Source organism: Nocardiopsis nanhaiensis, assembly GCF_054778635.1.
On the sequence record NZ_BAAGZJ010000016.1, the window covers coordinates 72,998 to 88,700 of the forward strand.

At 68.4% G+C, this 15,703-nt stretch carries 13 protein-coding genes; 9 read left to right on the forward strand and 4 right to left on the reverse strand.

The features are described from left to right. Positions 1-13: 13 nt before the first annotated feature. Positions 14-979, reverse strand: coding sequence for a fatty acid desaturase family protein (locus ACYVD1_RS10415; protein ID WP_460770785.1), 966 nt, complete (start codon positions 977-979; stop codon positions 14-16). A 344-nt stretch (positions 980-1,323) separates the two neighbouring features. Between ACYVD1_RS10415 and ACYVD1_RS10420 the strand changes: the two genes are divergently transcribed. Further along, a complete protein-coding gene (locus tag ACYVD1_RS10420; protein ID WP_460770710.1) occupies positions 1,324-2,409 on the forward strand; it encodes a serine/threonine-protein kinase in 1,086 nt (361 codons plus the stop codon). 360 nt (positions 2,410-2,769) lie between these two features. On the opposite strand, the gene ACYVD1_RS10425 is transcribed toward ACYVD1_RS10420, so the two are convergent. Next, positions 2,770-3,363 carry a TetR/AcrR family transcriptional regulator gene (locus ACYVD1_RS10425; RefSeq protein WP_460770712.1) on the reverse strand — a complete coding sequence of 198 codons (594 nt, stop codon included), beginning with the start codon at positions 3,361-3,363 and terminating at the stop codon, positions 2,770-2,772. A gap of 85 nt (positions 3,364-3,448) precedes the next feature. Here ACYVD1_RS10425 and ACYVD1_RS10430 point away from each other — a divergent pair, with 85 nt between their 5' ends. The 5 genes from ACYVD1_RS10430 (at position 3,449) to ACYVD1_RS10450 (ending at position 8,752) form a co-directional block, all read left to right on the forward strand. Continuing rightward, positions 3,449-4,714: a DUF418 domain-containing protein gene (locus tag ACYVD1_RS10430; protein WP_460770714.1), complete on the forward strand. Its 1,266-nt coding sequence runs from the start codon at positions 3,449-3,451 to the stop codon at positions 4,712-4,714. A 134-nt stretch (positions 4,715-4,848) separates the two neighbouring features. Continuing rightward, positions 4,849-5,838, forward strand: coding sequence for a siderophore ABC transporter substrate-binding protein (locus tag ACYVD1_RS10435; protein ID WP_460770717.1), 990 nt, complete (start codon positions 4,849-4,851; stop codon positions 5,836-5,838). Between the two features lie 73 nt (positions 5,839-5,911). Then, positions 5,912-6,925: an ABC transporter permease gene (locus tag ACYVD1_RS10440; RefSeq protein ID WP_460770720.1), complete on the forward strand. Its 1,014-nt coding sequence runs from the start codon at positions 5,912-5,914 to the stop codon at positions 6,923-6,925. Positions 6,926-6,971: 46 nt separating this feature from the next. After that, positions 6,972-8,000: an iron chelate uptake ABC transporter family permease subunit gene (locus tag ACYVD1_RS10445; RefSeq protein ID WP_460770723.1), complete on the forward strand. Its 1,029-nt coding sequence runs from the start codon at positions 6,972-6,974 to the stop codon at positions 7,998-8,000. Then, a complete protein-coding gene (locus ACYVD1_RS10450) occupies positions 7,997-8,752 on the forward strand; it encodes an iron ABC transporter ATP-binding protein (RefSeq protein WP_460747930.1) in 756 nt (251 codons plus the stop codon). The genes ACYVD1_RS10445 and ACYVD1_RS10450 overlap by 4 nt, the downstream gene beginning before the upstream one ends. Before the next feature lie 53 nt (positions 8,753-8,805). Here ACYVD1_RS10450 and ACYVD1_RS10455 read toward each other — a convergent pair whose 3' ends face one another. Next, positions 8,806-10,620: an alkyl/aryl-sulfatase gene (locus ACYVD1_RS10455; protein ID WP_460770725.1), complete on the reverse strand. Its 1,815-nt coding sequence runs from the start codon at positions 10,618-10,620 to the stop codon at positions 8,806-8,808. Between the two features lie 362 nt (positions 10,621-10,982). Between ACYVD1_RS10455 and ACYVD1_RS10460 the strand changes: the two genes are divergently transcribed. From ACYVD1_RS10460 to ACYVD1_RS10470, 3 genes are all read left to right on the forward strand, one after another. Further along, a complete protein-coding gene (locus ACYVD1_RS10460) occupies positions 10,983-11,894 on the forward strand; it encodes an aminoglycoside phosphotransferase family protein (RefSeq protein WP_460770727.1) in 912 nt (303 codons plus the stop codon). 68 nt (positions 11,895-11,962) lie between these two features. Further along, on the forward strand, positions 11,963-13,465 hold the full coding sequence (locus ACYVD1_RS10465) for a PucR family transcriptional regulator (protein ID WP_460770729.1): 1,503 nt from the start codon (positions 11,963-11,965) through the stop codon (positions 13,463-13,465). A 263-nt stretch (positions 13,466-13,728) separates the two neighbouring features. Further along, a complete protein-coding gene (locus tag ACYVD1_RS10470; RefSeq protein ID WP_460770732.1) occupies positions 13,729-15,084 on the forward strand; it encodes an MFS transporter in 1,356 nt (451 codons plus the stop codon). 69 nt (positions 15,085-15,153) lie between these two features. Here ACYVD1_RS10470 and ACYVD1_RS10475 read toward each other — a convergent pair whose 3' ends face one another. Further along, entirely contained in the window at positions 15,154-15,648 is a 495-nt protein-coding gene (locus ACYVD1_RS10475; protein WP_460770734.1) for a DoxX family protein, read from the reverse strand. Between the last annotated feature and the right edge of the window lie 55 nt (positions 15,649-15,703).

A 15,703-nucleotide genomic window follows, 5' to 3' on the forward strand; every position in this document is an offset into this window, starting at 1 on the left:
ACGGATGGTCAGGTCAGGCGGGTGTCTTCAGAGCGGGGGCTCCCTCGCGCAGCGGGGCGCCCGCCCGGTGCATGTGGGTGAGTGCCTCGGCATGCGAGCGGATGAAGCCCGTCTCGTGGTAGGACACCCCGATCTCCGCGCAGTAGTCGCGCACGATCGGTTGCGCCTTGGCCAGATGCGGGCTGGGCATACTCGGGAACAGGTGGTGCTCGATCTGGTAGTTGAGCCCGCCCAGCGCCAGGTCGGTGAAGGCCCCGCCCCGGACGTTGCGCGAGGTCAACACCTGCTTGCGGAGGAAGTCGAGCTTCTCGCCCTTCTTCAGGGTCGGCATGCCCTTGTGGTTGGGCGCGAAGATGCATCCCAGATAGACCCCGAACAGCCCCTGCTGGACCGCGATGAAAGCGACCGCCTGGAGCGGGTCCAGGACGGTGAAGACCGCCCCGAGGTAGAGCACGAAGTGGGCGGCGAGGAGCGCCCCCTCCAGCACGCGGTGCTTGGTGGAGGGCTTGAAGAGCGCCCGCACACTGCCGTAGTGCAGGTTCAGCCCCTCAAGGAAGAGGACCGGGTAGAAGAGGAAGGCCTGGTACTTGCCGAAGAACGCCGGGATCCCCCGGGCCTGGCGCGCCTGGCCTTCGGACCACACGAACAGTTCGGCCTGGACGTCCGGGTCCTTCTCCTCGTGGTTGGGGTTGGCGTGGTGCCGGGTGTGCTTGTCCTGCCACCACCCGTATCCCAGGCCGATACCGAGGTTGCCGACACCGCGGCCGACCGCCTCGCTCAGGCGGCGCCCGTTGAAGATCTGGCGGTGCGCGAGCTCGTGTGAGACCAGCCCGACCTGGCCGAAGACGGCGGCCATGGCGACGGCGGTGACCATCTGCCACCACGAGTTCCCGATGAGGAAGAAGGCGCCCCAGGCTCCGACGAAGGCCAGGGCGATGAGGGTGAGGCGTACCGCGAAGTAGACCGGGGCCCGTTCCATGAGTCCGGCGTCCTGAATCCGCCGGGAGAGCTGGGCGAAGTCGCTGCCCCTCTTGGCTCCCCGGATCGCGGTCATGCTGTCGGGCATTGGAACTGCCCCTCCCGAAGTAGGCGGCACCCCCGATACCGGCGGCACCGGTCTTCAACGTTATGTCTGTGTCGGGGGGAGGCGCCATGGCGCCCACACGAGTGCAAATAGGGGTGCCTGCACCCCTGCTTCTCGACGACGCGTGCTGAGTTACCGGCTGGTCACCTGCGTCGCTGTACGAGTGAACCTGACACCGTGTTCGGTATGTTGACTACGCCGAGCCCCCAGACCCGGGCAACCCGCCCCGTCGAGCCTGGATGAATTCTGTGACCTCTCCGTTGGACCCCCTCCAACCGAATGACCCGCGGCACCTCGTCGGCACCGGCGGCCAGGGCACCGTCTACCTGGCCTCGGAGCCCGACGGGACCCGGGTGGCGGTCAAGGCACTCAACCCTGAGCGCATGGCCGATCCAGAGGTGCGCAGAAGGTTCGAGTGGGAGGCGGAGGCGGCGCGGAGGGTTGCCTCGTTCTGCACCGCTGCCGTGCTCGAGGCCGACTTCACCGCGACCCCCGCGTACATCGCCAGCGAGTACGTGGAGGGCGCCACGCTGCATCGGACGGTGACCTCGCAGGGTCCGATCACCGGCGGCGACCTGCACCGGTTGGCGGTGTCCGTCGCAACGGCGCTGGTGGCCGTGCACGAGGCGGGTATCGTGCACCGCGACCTGAAACCGGGCAACGTGCTCATGGCCCCGGGCGGACCGCGGGTCATCGATTTCGGCATCGCGCAGATCACCGAAGGCGCGGGGACGCTCACCCAGTCCGCGATCGGCACTCCGGGCTTCATGGCCCCCCGAACAGATCGCCGACGGCCGGGTCACCCCCGCCACAGACGTGTTCGCTTGGGGCGCGGTGATGGCGTTCGCGGCGACCGGTCGGGCGCCCTTCGACGCGGCGACGGTTCCCGGTGTGCTGCACAAGGTGCTCAGCGTCGACCCGGACCTGGGCGCCCTACCGGACACGCTGCGTTCCCTGGTTTCGGCGGCGCTCACCAAGGAGCCTGCCGACCGACCATCGTCACTGGACATCCTCCACCGGCTCTTGGGCCGGAAACCGGCACCGCAGGCGGCTCCGGCGAAGGCGGTGGCTCCCTCCGAGCCCCCTCTGACGGCCGTGGCTCCGGAGAACGCAGTCGGTCCGACCCGGGTGGCCGATGCTGGAAGCGATGCCCCCTCGGCGCAGCAGTCGAAACGCGCAACCCCGCGGCGAGCCGTGGCGTGGGCGGTAGGGGCGCTGGCAGTCGGCCTGGCCATCGGGGTCGCCGCACCCCCGATCACCGCGCAGAACCCGTTCGGAGGGGACGAATTCGAACCGAACCCGAGCTCCCTGGCGTTCGGTCCTGAGGTGTCCGGCGCTTGGGAAGGGCTGGCCACCGGCGGCCGTCAGATCGTGCTCGAGACCAGTCAGGGTGAAGCCTCTGGGACGCTCAGCGCCCCTGACTCCGCGGAGGACTGCACCACGCCGGTCGAAGTCGACGAGTACACCGAGCGCGGCTACGACCTCGACGTGCAGGAGTTCATGGCTGACCTCTGCCTCGACTTCGACCTGTGGGCGATGAACCCGCTCCTTAGCGCGGAGCTGTACGCGACGGATGGGGACACGGTCCAGCTCGAGCTCTACAGCACCTCCGACAGCACGGACGCGGACGCCATCGAGACAGTGACGCTGTACCCGGCCGGGTCACTGCCGGGGAAGGCCGCCCGTCAGTCTCCGGTGGCGCCTCGGACGGCCCCCTCGACCACACGCAGGATCCGCTCTGTGGCCTGCTCCGGGTCGGGTTGGCCGGCGTCCAGCCAAGCCGCGATCGCCTCGATGACCACGGTGGTCGTCACCTGCGCCGCCCAATCGGCCCAGCGCTCGTCCGAAACGGCCTCGTCGACGTAGGGACGGACCGTCTCCGCCATTCCGTTCCTGAGCTGCCGGACGTCGTCCCGGTAGACGGGCTCGGTCGCGGCCTGCCGGAAGAGCAGACGGAAGCCGTCGGGGTTGGCGCGGGCCCACTCGACCACGTTGGCGACAGCGGAGTCGTGCAGGGCGCCGCCCTCTGTAGCGGCAGCGTGCAGTCTCTCCGCGGACCGGTCGATGACGGCGCGGTATAGGTCTGCCTTCGAGTCGAAGTGCCGATAGAGGATCATCCGGGTCACCCCGGCCGCGTCGGCTACGTCGTCGAGCTTCGTGTGCGCGAAACCGCCCTCCCGGGTAAAGGCCTTGGTCGCGGCCTCGACGATCTGATCGCGGCGTTCGGCCCGGCCGAGTCGACGCGAACGAACGCTGGGGTTCGGGCTCTCTGCAGTCATCGGTGCCCATTCTCCCCTCTTGGACAAGTCTACTCTTATGTATATATTTTAGAGTACACAAAACCTCGACGGAGCGGACCCGACCGTGACTCCTCCGACGCCCGACCGCGAGTCGACGCGACCCGCAGAGCGCTCGCTCGCCCCCGACCTAGCCCGGGGCATGATGCTGTTGCTCATCGTGCTGTCGAACACCTCGGTCTTCCTCTACGGCCTGCCCTTTGACGGCACGGGACTGTACCCGGAGGCGCGCGGAGCACTCGACAGCGCCGTGCAGTTCCTCATGACCTTGGCACTCGACCTGCGCGTCTACCCGATCTTCGCCTTCCTCTTCGGCTACGGAATGGTGCAGCTGTTCCTCAGTCGGAGCACCACCGAGGACGGTGAGGCAGGAGCAGCAAGGACCCTGCGGCGCCGCAGCCTCTGGCTGATGGCCTTCGGCCTCGTACACGCCGCCCTTCTCCTGCCCACCGACGTCCTAGCCGCCTGGGGCATCCTCGGCCTGGTGATCTGCTGGCTGTTCCTGCACGGCCCGGACCGCCGGCTGCTGGCGTGGGCCGGGATCGGCGCGGGACTGCTCGGGCTCCTAGCCCTGCTCGGGGCCGTCCTGACCGCCGCGGTGGCCTCCGGCGCGTTCGCCCCCGAGAGGCCCGGGGTGGACGCCACCAAATTGGATCCCGCGATCATGAGCGCCGCCACACCGGGCTACCTGGCCTCCGCCGTACTGCGGTTGAGCACATGGGCGACGGTCACCGCGGTGACGGTGTTCGGGGTCGTCGCGCCGACCGCCGTGCTCCTGGGAATGTGGGCCGCCCGGCGGCGCATCCTGGAGGAGCCCGGACGGTACCTGCCCCTGCTGCGCCGCACCGCGCTGCTGGGCACCGCGCTCGGCCTAGCGGGGGCGCTCCCCTCCGCACTGGTCGAGATCGGGGCACTGACCCTGCCGCGCTCCGACGGACTCGAGCAGGTCGCACCACTCGCCCTGCAGTGGTCGACCGGCCTGCCCGGCGGGCTGGGTTACGTCGCTCTCATCGCGCTGGCCGCCCACTGGATCAGCGCCAAGGGCCCGCCCGGTCCGGTCACCCTGGCGGTCTCGGCGACGGGGAAGCGCTCACTGTCCAACTACCTGGCGCACTCGATCCTTATGGCGCCGCTGCTGGCCGCTTGGGGGCTGGGTTGGGGCGCGCACATGACCAGCACGACCATGGCCCTGTTCGCGGTCGGCCTGTGGTTGATCACACTGCTCGCCTCCGCAGCCCTGGAACGGCTGCCCCGCTCCAACCCGCTCTCCTCCAGAGGGCCGTTCGAACTGCTCATGCGCCGCCTGGTGTACCGGACCCCGGCCGGGATCTGACCCGAGGGCCGACAATAGTACTGGTCACAGCCCTAAGAACTGAGCTCAACGTCTCAAACGGAACTCCGTTGCACATGCCCGAATAAAGTTAGGTTAGGCTCTCCTTCGTCTACATCATCCGAAGGAGAACCTCCATGAGATCCCCCGGTCGTCCTATCACGGGACTCTCGATCGTCCTTACTTCCGCCCTGGTTCTCGCCGGCTGCTCGTCCGACCCTCAGGACACCGACGACTCGGCCGCGGACAGCGCCACGGTCGAGATCGAGGACAACAACGGCACGCAGTCGGTGACCGCTCCGCCCGAGTCCGTGGTCGCGCTCGACAACCGCACCTTCCAGACGCTGTCGGACTGGGACATCGAACTGTCCGCCGCCGCTGTCTCGCTGATGCCCGACACGATCGGCTACACGCAGGACGACTCGATCATCGACATCGGCACGCACAACGAGCCCGACCTCGAGTCGATCGTCGCCGCCGAACCGGACCTCGTCATCAACGGCCAGCGGTTCACCCAGCACCAGGACGACATCGCCGACCTCGTCCCCGACGCCACCGTCCTGGAGCTCGACCCGCAGGAGGACGAGCCCTTCGACGCCGAGCTCAAGCGCCAGACCACCGTGCTCGGCGAGGTCTTCGACAAGCGGGACGAGGCCGAGGGCCTCATCGAGGACTTCGACGCGGCCATCGAGCGGGTCAACGACGCCTACGACGAGGACAACAGCGTCATGGCCGTCACCACCTCCGGCGGAGAGATCGGCTACCTGGCCCCCAGCGTCGGCCGCACCCTGGGCCCGGTCTTCGACATCTTCGAGCTCAGCCCCGCCCTCGAGGTCGAAGGAGCCAGCGACGACCACCAGGGCGACGACATCTCCGTCGAGGCCATCGCCGACTCCGACCCCGACTGGATCCTCGTGATGGACCGCGACGCCGCCGTCGCCGCCGACGAGGACGGCTACGAGACCGCCGAGAACATCCTGTCGAGCTCAGAGGCGCTCTCCGGTGTGACCGCCGTGGAGGACGAGCAGATCGTCCACATGCCCATCGACACCTACACCAACGAGGGCATCCAGACCTACACGGAGTTCTTCACCGCGTTCGCCGATGCGCTGGAGGACCAGGCTTGATCCGGCTCATCCGAACGGCGCGCGCCGACGGTGCTGAGAACACCGCCGGCGCGTGCCGCTGTGGAGGGCTGCCATGACGGCCCCGCCCTCCTCCCCGTCGCGCACGCGCACCCCTGCCCCGTCGCGCACAGGGCGCAAGGGGCGGCTCTTCGACTGGAAACTGCTCGTCGGCATCTCCGTCGTGGGCGCACTGCTCGCGCTCTCCTTGGCCACCGGGGTGTACGACCTCTTCGGCGCCGAGGACGGCGGCGAGATGTTCGCGATCACCCGCATCCCCCGCACGATCGCCCTCGTGCTGGCGGGCGCCGCAATGGCGATGTCGGGCCTGGTCATGCAGCTGCTGACACAGAACCGCTTCGTCGAGCCGACCACCACCGGCACCACCGAATGGGCCGGGCTGGGCCTGCTCACGGTGATGATCCTCATTCCCGGCGCGAGCATCAGCACCCGCATGTTCGGCGCGGTCCTGGCGGCCTTCATCGGCACGATGGTGTTCTTCCTGTTCCTGCGCCGGGTCACCCTGCGCTCCTCCCTGATCGTCCCCATCGTGGGCATCATGCTGGGCGCCGTCGTCAGCGCGGTGTCGACCTTCATCGCGCTGCAGACCGACATGCTGCAGAACCTCGGCGTGTGGTTCGCGGGCAGTTTCACCTCGGTTCTGCGAGGCCAGTACGAACTGCTGTGGATCGTGGCGTTCGTGGCCGTCGCGGTGTTCGTGGTGGCCGACCGGTTCACGGTCGCCGGGCTCGGCCAGGAGATCTCCACCAACGTCGGCCTGAACTACAACCGGATCATCATGCTGGGCACCGGCCTCATCGCGGTCGCGACCGGCGTGGTGACCGTGATCGTGGGCAACCTGCCGTTCCTCGGGCTCATCGTCCCCAACATCGTCTCGATGTTCCGCGGCGACGACCTGCGCAGCAACCTTCCGTGGGTGTGCCTGCTCGGTATCGGCATCGTCACGGTGTGCGACCTGATCGGCCGGACCATCATCATGCCCTTCGAGGTGCCCGTGTCCCTCATCCTCGGGATCGTCGGCGCCGTCGTGTTCATCCTTCTCCTGTTGAGGCAGCGCCGCCGTGGCTGAGTCGACCGCTTCCCCTGTGAGCCCTTCCCGTGTAAGCCCTACCCGTGTGACCGAACCGCTCGACGCGCAGCCCGAGCGGTCCTCCCGGACCCTGCCCACCAAACGCGCCCGGCGGCGCTACCGGACCGTCGTCACGGTGCTCGTGGTGCTCGCGGCCGGGTTCACGTTCGGCCTGCTGGCCTGGGACAATCCGATGCCGGTGGGCTCGGAGGGCTTCTGGCGCATCGCGGAGATGCGCGCCACCAACATCGTGGTCATGGCCGTGGTGGCGATCTGCCAGGCCATCGCCACGGTGAGCTTCCAGACCGTGACCAACAACCGCATCATCACCCCGTCGATCATGGGTTTCGAGGCGCTCTACATCGCCGTCCAGACCAGCGCGGTGTACTTCCTCGGCGTCGCCGGGATCATGGCGATCCAAGGGGTCTCCCAGTTCCTGCTGCAGATCACGCTCATGGTCGGTTTCGCGATGCTGCTATACGGCTGGCTGCTGTCCGGCAAGTACGCGAGCCTCCAGGTCATGCTGTTGATCGGCATCATCATCGGTGGTGGCCTCGCCTCGGTGTCGACCTTCATGCAGCGCCTTCTCACCCCGAGTGAGTTCGACGTGCTCGCGGCACGCCTGTTCGGCAACGTCGCCAACGCCGACGCCGACTACCTGCCGGTTGCGGTACCGCTGTGCGTGGCCGCGGCGGCCCTGCTGGTACTGAGCTCACGACGCCTCAACCTGGTCGCGCTGGGCCGGGACGCGAGCACGGGACTGGGGCTGAACCACCGCCGCGAGACCATGCGCGTGCTGTTCCTGGTCTCGATCCTCATGGCGGTCTCGACCGCGCTCGTGGGGCCGATGACCTTCCTCGGCTTCCTCGTGGCCACCCTGGCCTACCAGTTCGCCGACACCCACGACCACCGCTACGTCTTCCCCGTCGCCGCGCTGACCTGCTTCGTCGTGCTCAGCGGCGCCTACTTCGTCATGCGGAACATCTTCTACGCCAACGGTGTGGTCTCGATCATCATCGAGCTCGTCGGCGGCCTGGTGTTCCTGTTCGTCATCCTCAGAAAGGGCCGACTGTGATCACCCTCGAAGGTGTGCGCAAGGAGTACAGCAGCGAGGTCGTGATCGGACCCGTGGACCTCACCATCCCCAAGGGCGGCGTGACCGCGCTGGTGGGTCCGAACGGTGCCGGGAAGTCGACGCTCCTGACGATGGTGGGGCGCCTGCTCGGCATCGACGAGGGCACCATCGAGATCGCCGGCTACGACGTGACGAAAACGCCGTCCAAGGACCTGGCCAAGATCGTCTCGGTCCTACGCCAGGAGAACCACTTCATCACCCGGCTTACCGTGCGCCAGCTCGTCGCCTTCGGGCGCTTCCCCTACTCCAAGGGGCGGCTGACCGTGGAGGACGAGGAGGTCGTCAGCCGGGCGATCGACTTCCTGGACCTCACCGACCTGGAGAACCGCTACCTCGACCAGCTGTCGGGCGGGCAGCGGCAGCGCGCCTACGTCGCGATGGTGCTCTGCCAGGACACCGAATACGTCCTGTTGGACGAACCGCTCAACAACCTCGACATGCGCCACTCGGTACAGATGATGAAACACCTGCGCCGCGCCGCCGAGGAGTTGGAGCGCACGATCGTGATCGTGCTCCACGACATCAACTTCGCGGGCCACTACGCCGACCGGATCTGCGCGGTCAAGGACGGCTCCGTCGTCGAGTTCGGCACCCCGCGGGAGATCATGACCGACACCGTCCTCACCAGGGTGTTCGAGACCCCGGTGAACGTCATCGACGGCCCGAACGGACCGCTCGCGGTCTACTACTGAGATCGGACCGCCGGTCACGGGTAATCCGCCGCCGGGGCTTGAACGCCGACCCGTCAGGGGGTGACGATCGCGAAGTTCGGGTCGGGGTCGTCGAGCACGCTCAGGAGTCTGCCCAGGACGCCCGGGTCTCCGCTGTGGTCCAATCCGTCGGCGCTGCCGTTCGCGATCAGGCCCAGGAGCTGCGGCTTGGTCAGCGTGAAGGTCAGATCGGCGCCGCCACCGCCGCTCTCCCCGGTGGGCCAGTGGACGAAGGCCCCGTTGGACAGCTGGCTGCGGTAGCTCTCCCCGAGATCGGTGAAGGTCCAGTCGATGACCAGGGACGCCTTGGCGGCCTTGGGACCGTTCACCCGGATGGAGATCGTGTCGAAGAGCTGGGTGACGGTGAGCATGGCGGCCAGGTTCGACGAGCCGAGCTCCGTCGTCACCACCCCGTCGCGCAGCTCGCTCGCTCCGGTCAGGTAGCAGTTGCGCCAGGTGGCGTTCTCCGCGCCCTCGCCCAGGCGCTGGTACACCGAGGCGAGCAGCTCCTTGGCGCCGGCGTTCGAGGGCTCAGCGAACACGGCGTGCCTGAGGAGCTGCGCGGAGAACCGCAGGTCGCCGTCGTCGGCGTAGGCGCGGGCTTTGGAGAGCACGGTGTCGATCCCACCGATCGTGTCCACGTACCTCTTGGCGCTCTCCGTCGGCGGGTGCTCCCACAGCGAGGACGGGTTGCCGTCGTACCAGCCCAGGTAGCGCTGGTAGATCGCCTTCACGTTGTGCGAGAGCGAACCGTAGTAACCACGGGTGTTCCAGGCCGTTTCCAGCCCTTCCGGCAAGCGCATCTCCTCGGCGATCTCCGGGCCGGTCAGTCCCTGGTTGAGCAGGCGCAGGGTCTGGTCGTGCATGTAGGCGTACAGGTCGCGCTGCTCGGACAGGAAGCCCACGATCTTCTCCCGGCCCCAGGTAGGCCAGTGGTGGGAAGCGAACAGCACGTCCGCGCGGTCGGTGAACAGCTGGATCGCCTCGTTGAGGTAGCGGGACCACACCCGGGCGTCGCGCACCACCGCGCCGCGCAGGGTGAGGATGTTGTGCATGTTGTGCGTGGCGTTCTCCGCCATGCACAGGGCCCGGTGGTCGGGCAGCAGGAAGTTCATCTCCGAGGGCGCCTCAGTGCCGGGGGTCATCTGGAAGACGAACCGGACACCGTCCACGACCTCCTCCTGACCAGTGCGGGCGATGTCCACCGTCGGCGGGACCAGACCCGGGGTGCCCACCGACACGGTCGGCCCCAGTCCCATACTGACGACCCCCGTGTGCCCGGTGCCCAGGTTCGCACCCGAGTAGTACATGCCCCGCCGGAGCATGGCGGGGCCCGCGTACACGTTCTCCACCACGGAGTGCTCCAGGAACCCCTCGGGCGCGAGGATCGGTACGTCGTCCTTCTCCGGGCCGATCACCCCGAGGGCACCGCCGAAGTGGTCGAGGTGGGAGTGGGTGTAGAGCAAGCCCGTCACCGGACGCTCACCGCGGTGTTCCCGGTACAGCGCCAACGCGGCAGCGGCGGTCTCCGAAGAGATGAGCGGGTCGATGACGATCACCCCGCGCTCTCCCTCGATCAGAGTCATGTTCGACAGGTCCAGGGCACGGACCTGGTAGATCCCCTCGGCAACCTCGTACAGACCCTGCTTGGCACACAATTGTGACTGGCGCCACAGGCTCGGATGGACGGAGTCGGGGCGCTCCCCTTCAAGAAAACTGAAGGCGTCGATGTCCCACACCACGCGACCCTGTTCGTCACGGACCACACCGGGGGTCAGTCCGCCGATGAAACCCCGTTCGGCGTTCTCGAAGTCCGTCTTGTCCTCGTACCTGAGCTCGGTCACGGTCATCCCTCCAGCAGTGCACACGGGTGCGGTCGGGCCGCCCGGCCCACCCTCCATGGTCTACAGCGGCCGACCACCGGAAGTTCCGCGCCATGCCAAGGCCGCACCAACTTCCATGACCGGCCTCTGAGGGGCAGCCGAGCAGTACGCGCAGCCCCTTCGCGGCGAAGACCGCACCGAAGACGAACAGCACCGCCATGGTGACCGCCTCGTTGTTGGCGACCGGCCGGGCCCGCTCCAGGGCATGGGGGCCGTGGCCTCCCGCCAATCAGGACCCCGGTGAACGTCATCGACGGCCCGAACGGACCGCTCGCGGTCTCCTCCTGAGCTCCGCCCGGTACCCGGCCCTAGGGCCCGATACTGGGGTGATGCGCACCCCTCCGGCCGAAGTCGCCATCACGCCCGAACTCGTCCGCCGACTGCTCCGGGACCAGCACCCCGACCTCGCGGAACTGCCCGTGGCGCCGGTCGCCAACGGCTGGGACAACGCGATCCTGGCCCTGGGCGAGCACATGTGCGTCCGCATGCCCAGGCGCGAGGTCGCCGCGCAGCTGGTGGTGAATGAGCAGCGGTGGCTGCCCGGGATCGCCGACCGGGTGGGCGTCCCCGTCTCCGCTCCGCTGCGCGTGGGTACACCCGGCCAGGGCTACCCCTGGCACTGGTCGGTGAACCCGTGGTTCGAGGGCCGCACCGCCGCCGAGACACCGGTCGATGAGCGCTCCGACCTGGTCGAACCACTCGCCCGGTTCCTTGCCCGGTTGCACGCGCCCGCGCCCGGCGACGCGCCCGAGAACCCGGTACGCGGTGTCCCCCTGCGGTCACGCGGGGCCCGTGTCCACGAGCGTCTCGACGGCCTCGACTCACCCCGTACCGCTCCGCTCCGGGCCCTGTGGGAACGCCTGGTCGGCACACCCGACTGGCCCGGCCCCGCCCTGTGGCTGCACGGGGACCTGCACCCCGCGAACATCCTGGTCGCCCGCGACGAACGCGGCGGTACCGAAGGCCGGTCCGCCCTAGCCGCGGTCCTCGACTTCGGCGACCTCACATCAGGAGATCCGGCCACGGACCTCGCCGTGGCCTGGCTGATGTTCGGCCCAGAGGACCGCGCCCTGTTCCGGGCCCGGATCGACCTGCTCTCGGGGGTCGATCCCGACACCTGGTCCCGCTCCCGGGGCTGGGCGCTCAACTTCGCCACGGTCCTCGCCACCAGTACCGCTGACCACCCCCTCCTGGCCGCCATCGGCGACCACACCATCACCCAGGTCCTCCTGGACGAGTAGGCCGACCGGTCGGGTCCGCCCGCGGGCGCACAATGGTGCGAGCCCCGGAATCAACCAAGGTGATGAGCGTGAGCAAACCAGCCCCAACCGTGAAGTCCCTGATGGAGGCGTTGGACGGCCCGGTCCACGGTCTGGTGTCGGCACCCCGGGGCCTGCACGCCCTCGTGCACACCGTGGTGGTCGCCCATCCCGACGACCCCGTGCCACCCGGTTCCCTGGTCGTCACCCCGACGGGCGGCACTGAGGCGGTCGCCCTCGCCGACCGGGCGGTACGAGGCGGTGCGAGCGCCGTAGCGGTCCCCGGCGAGCCCGACGACGGCTTGCGCGACCTCGATCTCGCCGTGCTCTCGATCGAACCCACCATGCCAGCGACCGAGTTCGCCGCCCTCGCCCGGACCGCACTGGAGTCCTTCGCGCCCGAGGACCAGCACGGTGACCTGTTCTCGCTCGCGCAGACGGTCGCCACGCTGAGCACCGGGATCGTGAGCGTCGAGGACAGCACCAACCGCGTGCTGGCCTACTCGGACTCCCAAGAGGGCGCCGACGAACTGCGGCAGCAGACCATCCTCGGCCGCGACTGCCCGCCCTCCTTCATCGCGCACCTGCGCGAATGGGGTGTGGACGAGCGAATACGGGCCGGTGAGGTGGTGGAGGTCGCCGAACGCCCGGACCTCGGCGCGTCCCGCCGCATGGTGGCAGGGATCCGGGTCGGTGACCGGGCACTCGGCAGCATATGGGTGCAGCAGGCCGACCGTCCCTTCACTCCCACCACCGAGCAGGTCCTGCGCGGGGCCGCGCGGCTGGCAGCGGTACACATCTCACGGCTGAACAGCGGAGCCCGAACCACCGGCCACGACACCGGCGAACTCTCCGTGGGGTTGCTGACCGGCGCCTTCGACACCGACGCTCTCGCCCGCCACTTGGGGGCCGACCCCACGACGCCGGTCTCGGTGCTCGCCCTGGCGCTGCGTGAGGAGCGCGTGGACCAGCCTTGGCGGCTAGACCAGGCCGCCGAAGTGGTCTCGGTGTACGCGGCGGCCTACCGGAAACACGCGCTGGTCATCCCGGCGTGCGGACTGCTGTACGTCCTGCTTCCCACACCCTCAGGAGAGGCCCCGATGGGCTGGATCCGGGAGCTGGTCACGGTGCTGCGCGAGCACTTCGGCACTCCGGTCCAGGGCTCGGTAGCGGGAGTGGCACCTCGGATGCGCGAAGTACCCGGATTGAAGAAGCACGGCAGCCGGGTGCTGGAGGTCATCGCGGACACCCCCGAGCGCGCTGTCGCCGCATACGAGGAAGTGCGTTCCTCCGTGGTGCTGCGCGAACTGTTCGAGTCCCTCGCGCAACGGCCCGACCTGCGCGACAACCGGCTCAACGCCCTCAACGAGGAGCAGCGCCAGTCGCTCTCCGCCTACCTGGACGCCTTCGGCGACGTGAGCAGCGCCGCCGGAGGCCTCCACGTCCACCCCAACACACTCCGCCACCGCATCCGGCGGATCTGCGCGCTCACCGGGCTCGACCTGAACGACGCCGACCAGAGGCTGCTGGCGGCGGTCAGCCTACGGGTGTGAGTCCGGGGGTGACGCCAGCGCTGGGACCGGACCATGGCGGGGCCGGGGTCGCGCTCCGGACACCCCCGTGTCTCCCTGAGGTCACAGCTCGCCTCGCCGAGCGGGTGGCCAGGGCCCCGTTGTCGTCGGCGACACCCTCCCGCGCACCATGTCGTCGGTTCGGACAACGGTGATGGCGGACACCCCGGCCTAGGCTCCAGGCCATACTCACGGGTCCCCTCTCCCCCGCCCGTGCGACCCCGTCCCGAACTGGAGCCCCTCCCTTGAGCGCAGAGAGCACGAGCGCGGCGAACGCGCAGGCCAAACCACCAAGAACCAAGGTCCTGGTGGCGAGTCTGACCGGAAGCACCATCGAATGGTTCGACTTCTTCCTCTACGGCACCGCCGCCGCCCTGATCTTCAACAAGCTCTTCTTTCCTTCGGACGACCCGCTCGTCTCGTTGATGCTGTCGTACCTGACGTTCTCGCTGACGTTCTTCATCCGCCCGCTCGGCGGCATCCTGTTCTCGCACATCGGCGACCGGATCGGCCGGAAGAAGACGCTCATCATCACGCTGACCCTGATGGGTGTGGCGACGATGTTCATCGGCCTGCTGCCCACCTACGACCAGATCGGCGTCCTCGCGCCGATCCTGCTGGTGTTCCTGCGCATCGTTCAAGGTCTGGGCATCGGCGGTGAATGGGGCGGTGCGCTGCTGCTCGCCTACGAGTACGCGCCCAAGAACCGCCGCGGCTTCTTCGGCAGTGTGCCGCAGATGGGCATCACCGCCGGGATGCTGCTGGCCAGTCTGGCGCTCACCCTCATGTCGCTGCTACCGGACGAACAGTTCGAGACCTGGGGCTGGCGAGTGCCGTTCGTCGCCAGCGTGGTCCTCGTCCTGCTCGGCCTGTGGATCCGCGCGGGCATCGACGAGACCCCCACCTTCAAGAAGGCCAAGGAGGAGGGCAACGTCTCCAAGCTGCCCGTCGCCGAGACCTTCCGCCACCACTGGCGGGCCGTGATCGTGGCCGTGGGCGCGAAGGTCGTGGAGACCGCGCCGTTCTACATCTTCGGTACCTTCGTGGTGAGCTACGCGACCGGAACGCTGACCTTCGAGAACACGAACGCGCTCAACGCGGTGACCATCGGGGCGATCGTCGCGACCCTCGTCATTCCGCTCGCCGGACGCCTCTCCGACACCTTCGGCCGCCAGCGCGTCTACCTGTTCGGCGCGGTGTCGCTCGGCCTCTTCTCCGCGCCGTACTTCCTGATGTTGGGGACCGGCAGCAACCTCATGCTGATCCTGGCCACGGTGATCGGACTGGGCATCCTGTGGGCGCCGGTGACCGCGACCATCGGCACCCTGAGCTCGGAGATCTTCTCCACGCGCGTGCGCTACACCGGGGTCACCCTCGGATACCAGATCGGTGCCGCCCTCGCCGGCGGAACCGCTCCCCTGATCGCGACCTGGCTGCTGTCCCGCTTCGACAACTCGTGGGTCCCGATCGCCGTGTACCTCACCTTCACCGCCGTGATCTCCGTCGTCGCTGTGTCCTTCGCCCACAAGTCCGCCAACCCCGCGGAACTACAGGCTGACGAGAACAGTGAGAAGAACGACAAGGCCGCTGCTAGCGCCTGATCCACAGGGGCGAGCTAAAAGAGACGGTCAGCACGTGCGGGTCGGCCACGGGTCGGCCCGCACGGGTTCTCAGGGCGTGTCTCTGCCGATGTGGTCGTCCTCGCGCGAATCCCTGTTCCGCCGTCGGACGTGTTCGACCACGACTGCGAGAGTCGCGACCACGAAGAGCACTTGGAGCAGGGTCCTCGCCAGAAGCGAGTCGCTGGCCATAGCGCTCTGGCCTTCGAGCGCCGCGTACACATTGGCCGGGAACATGGCGATGAGCAGCAGGGTCAATCCGCCAGCGGCCCAAGGGGCGGTCCGGCCCCACAGCAGGCCCGCCGCCCCCGCGAGTTCGAGCACACCGGTGACGGTCACCAGTAAGCCCGGGGCGGGGAGCTGCGGCGGAACCATCGCGATCAGCTCGTCCCGCATAAAGACGAAGTGGACCACCCCGGTCAGGACGAACATGGCGGCGAGTCCCCCACGCAAGGGAACCCGCCACGGGCGCAGCGACCGGACTCCCAGGGCACCGGCACACCCGAGCAGCAGAGCGACGGATATGAGGGTGATGAGAGGTGCCATGGCAGACCCTTCAGCGGAGCAAACTTGTCATTGACAAGATTGACTCGCGAATCTC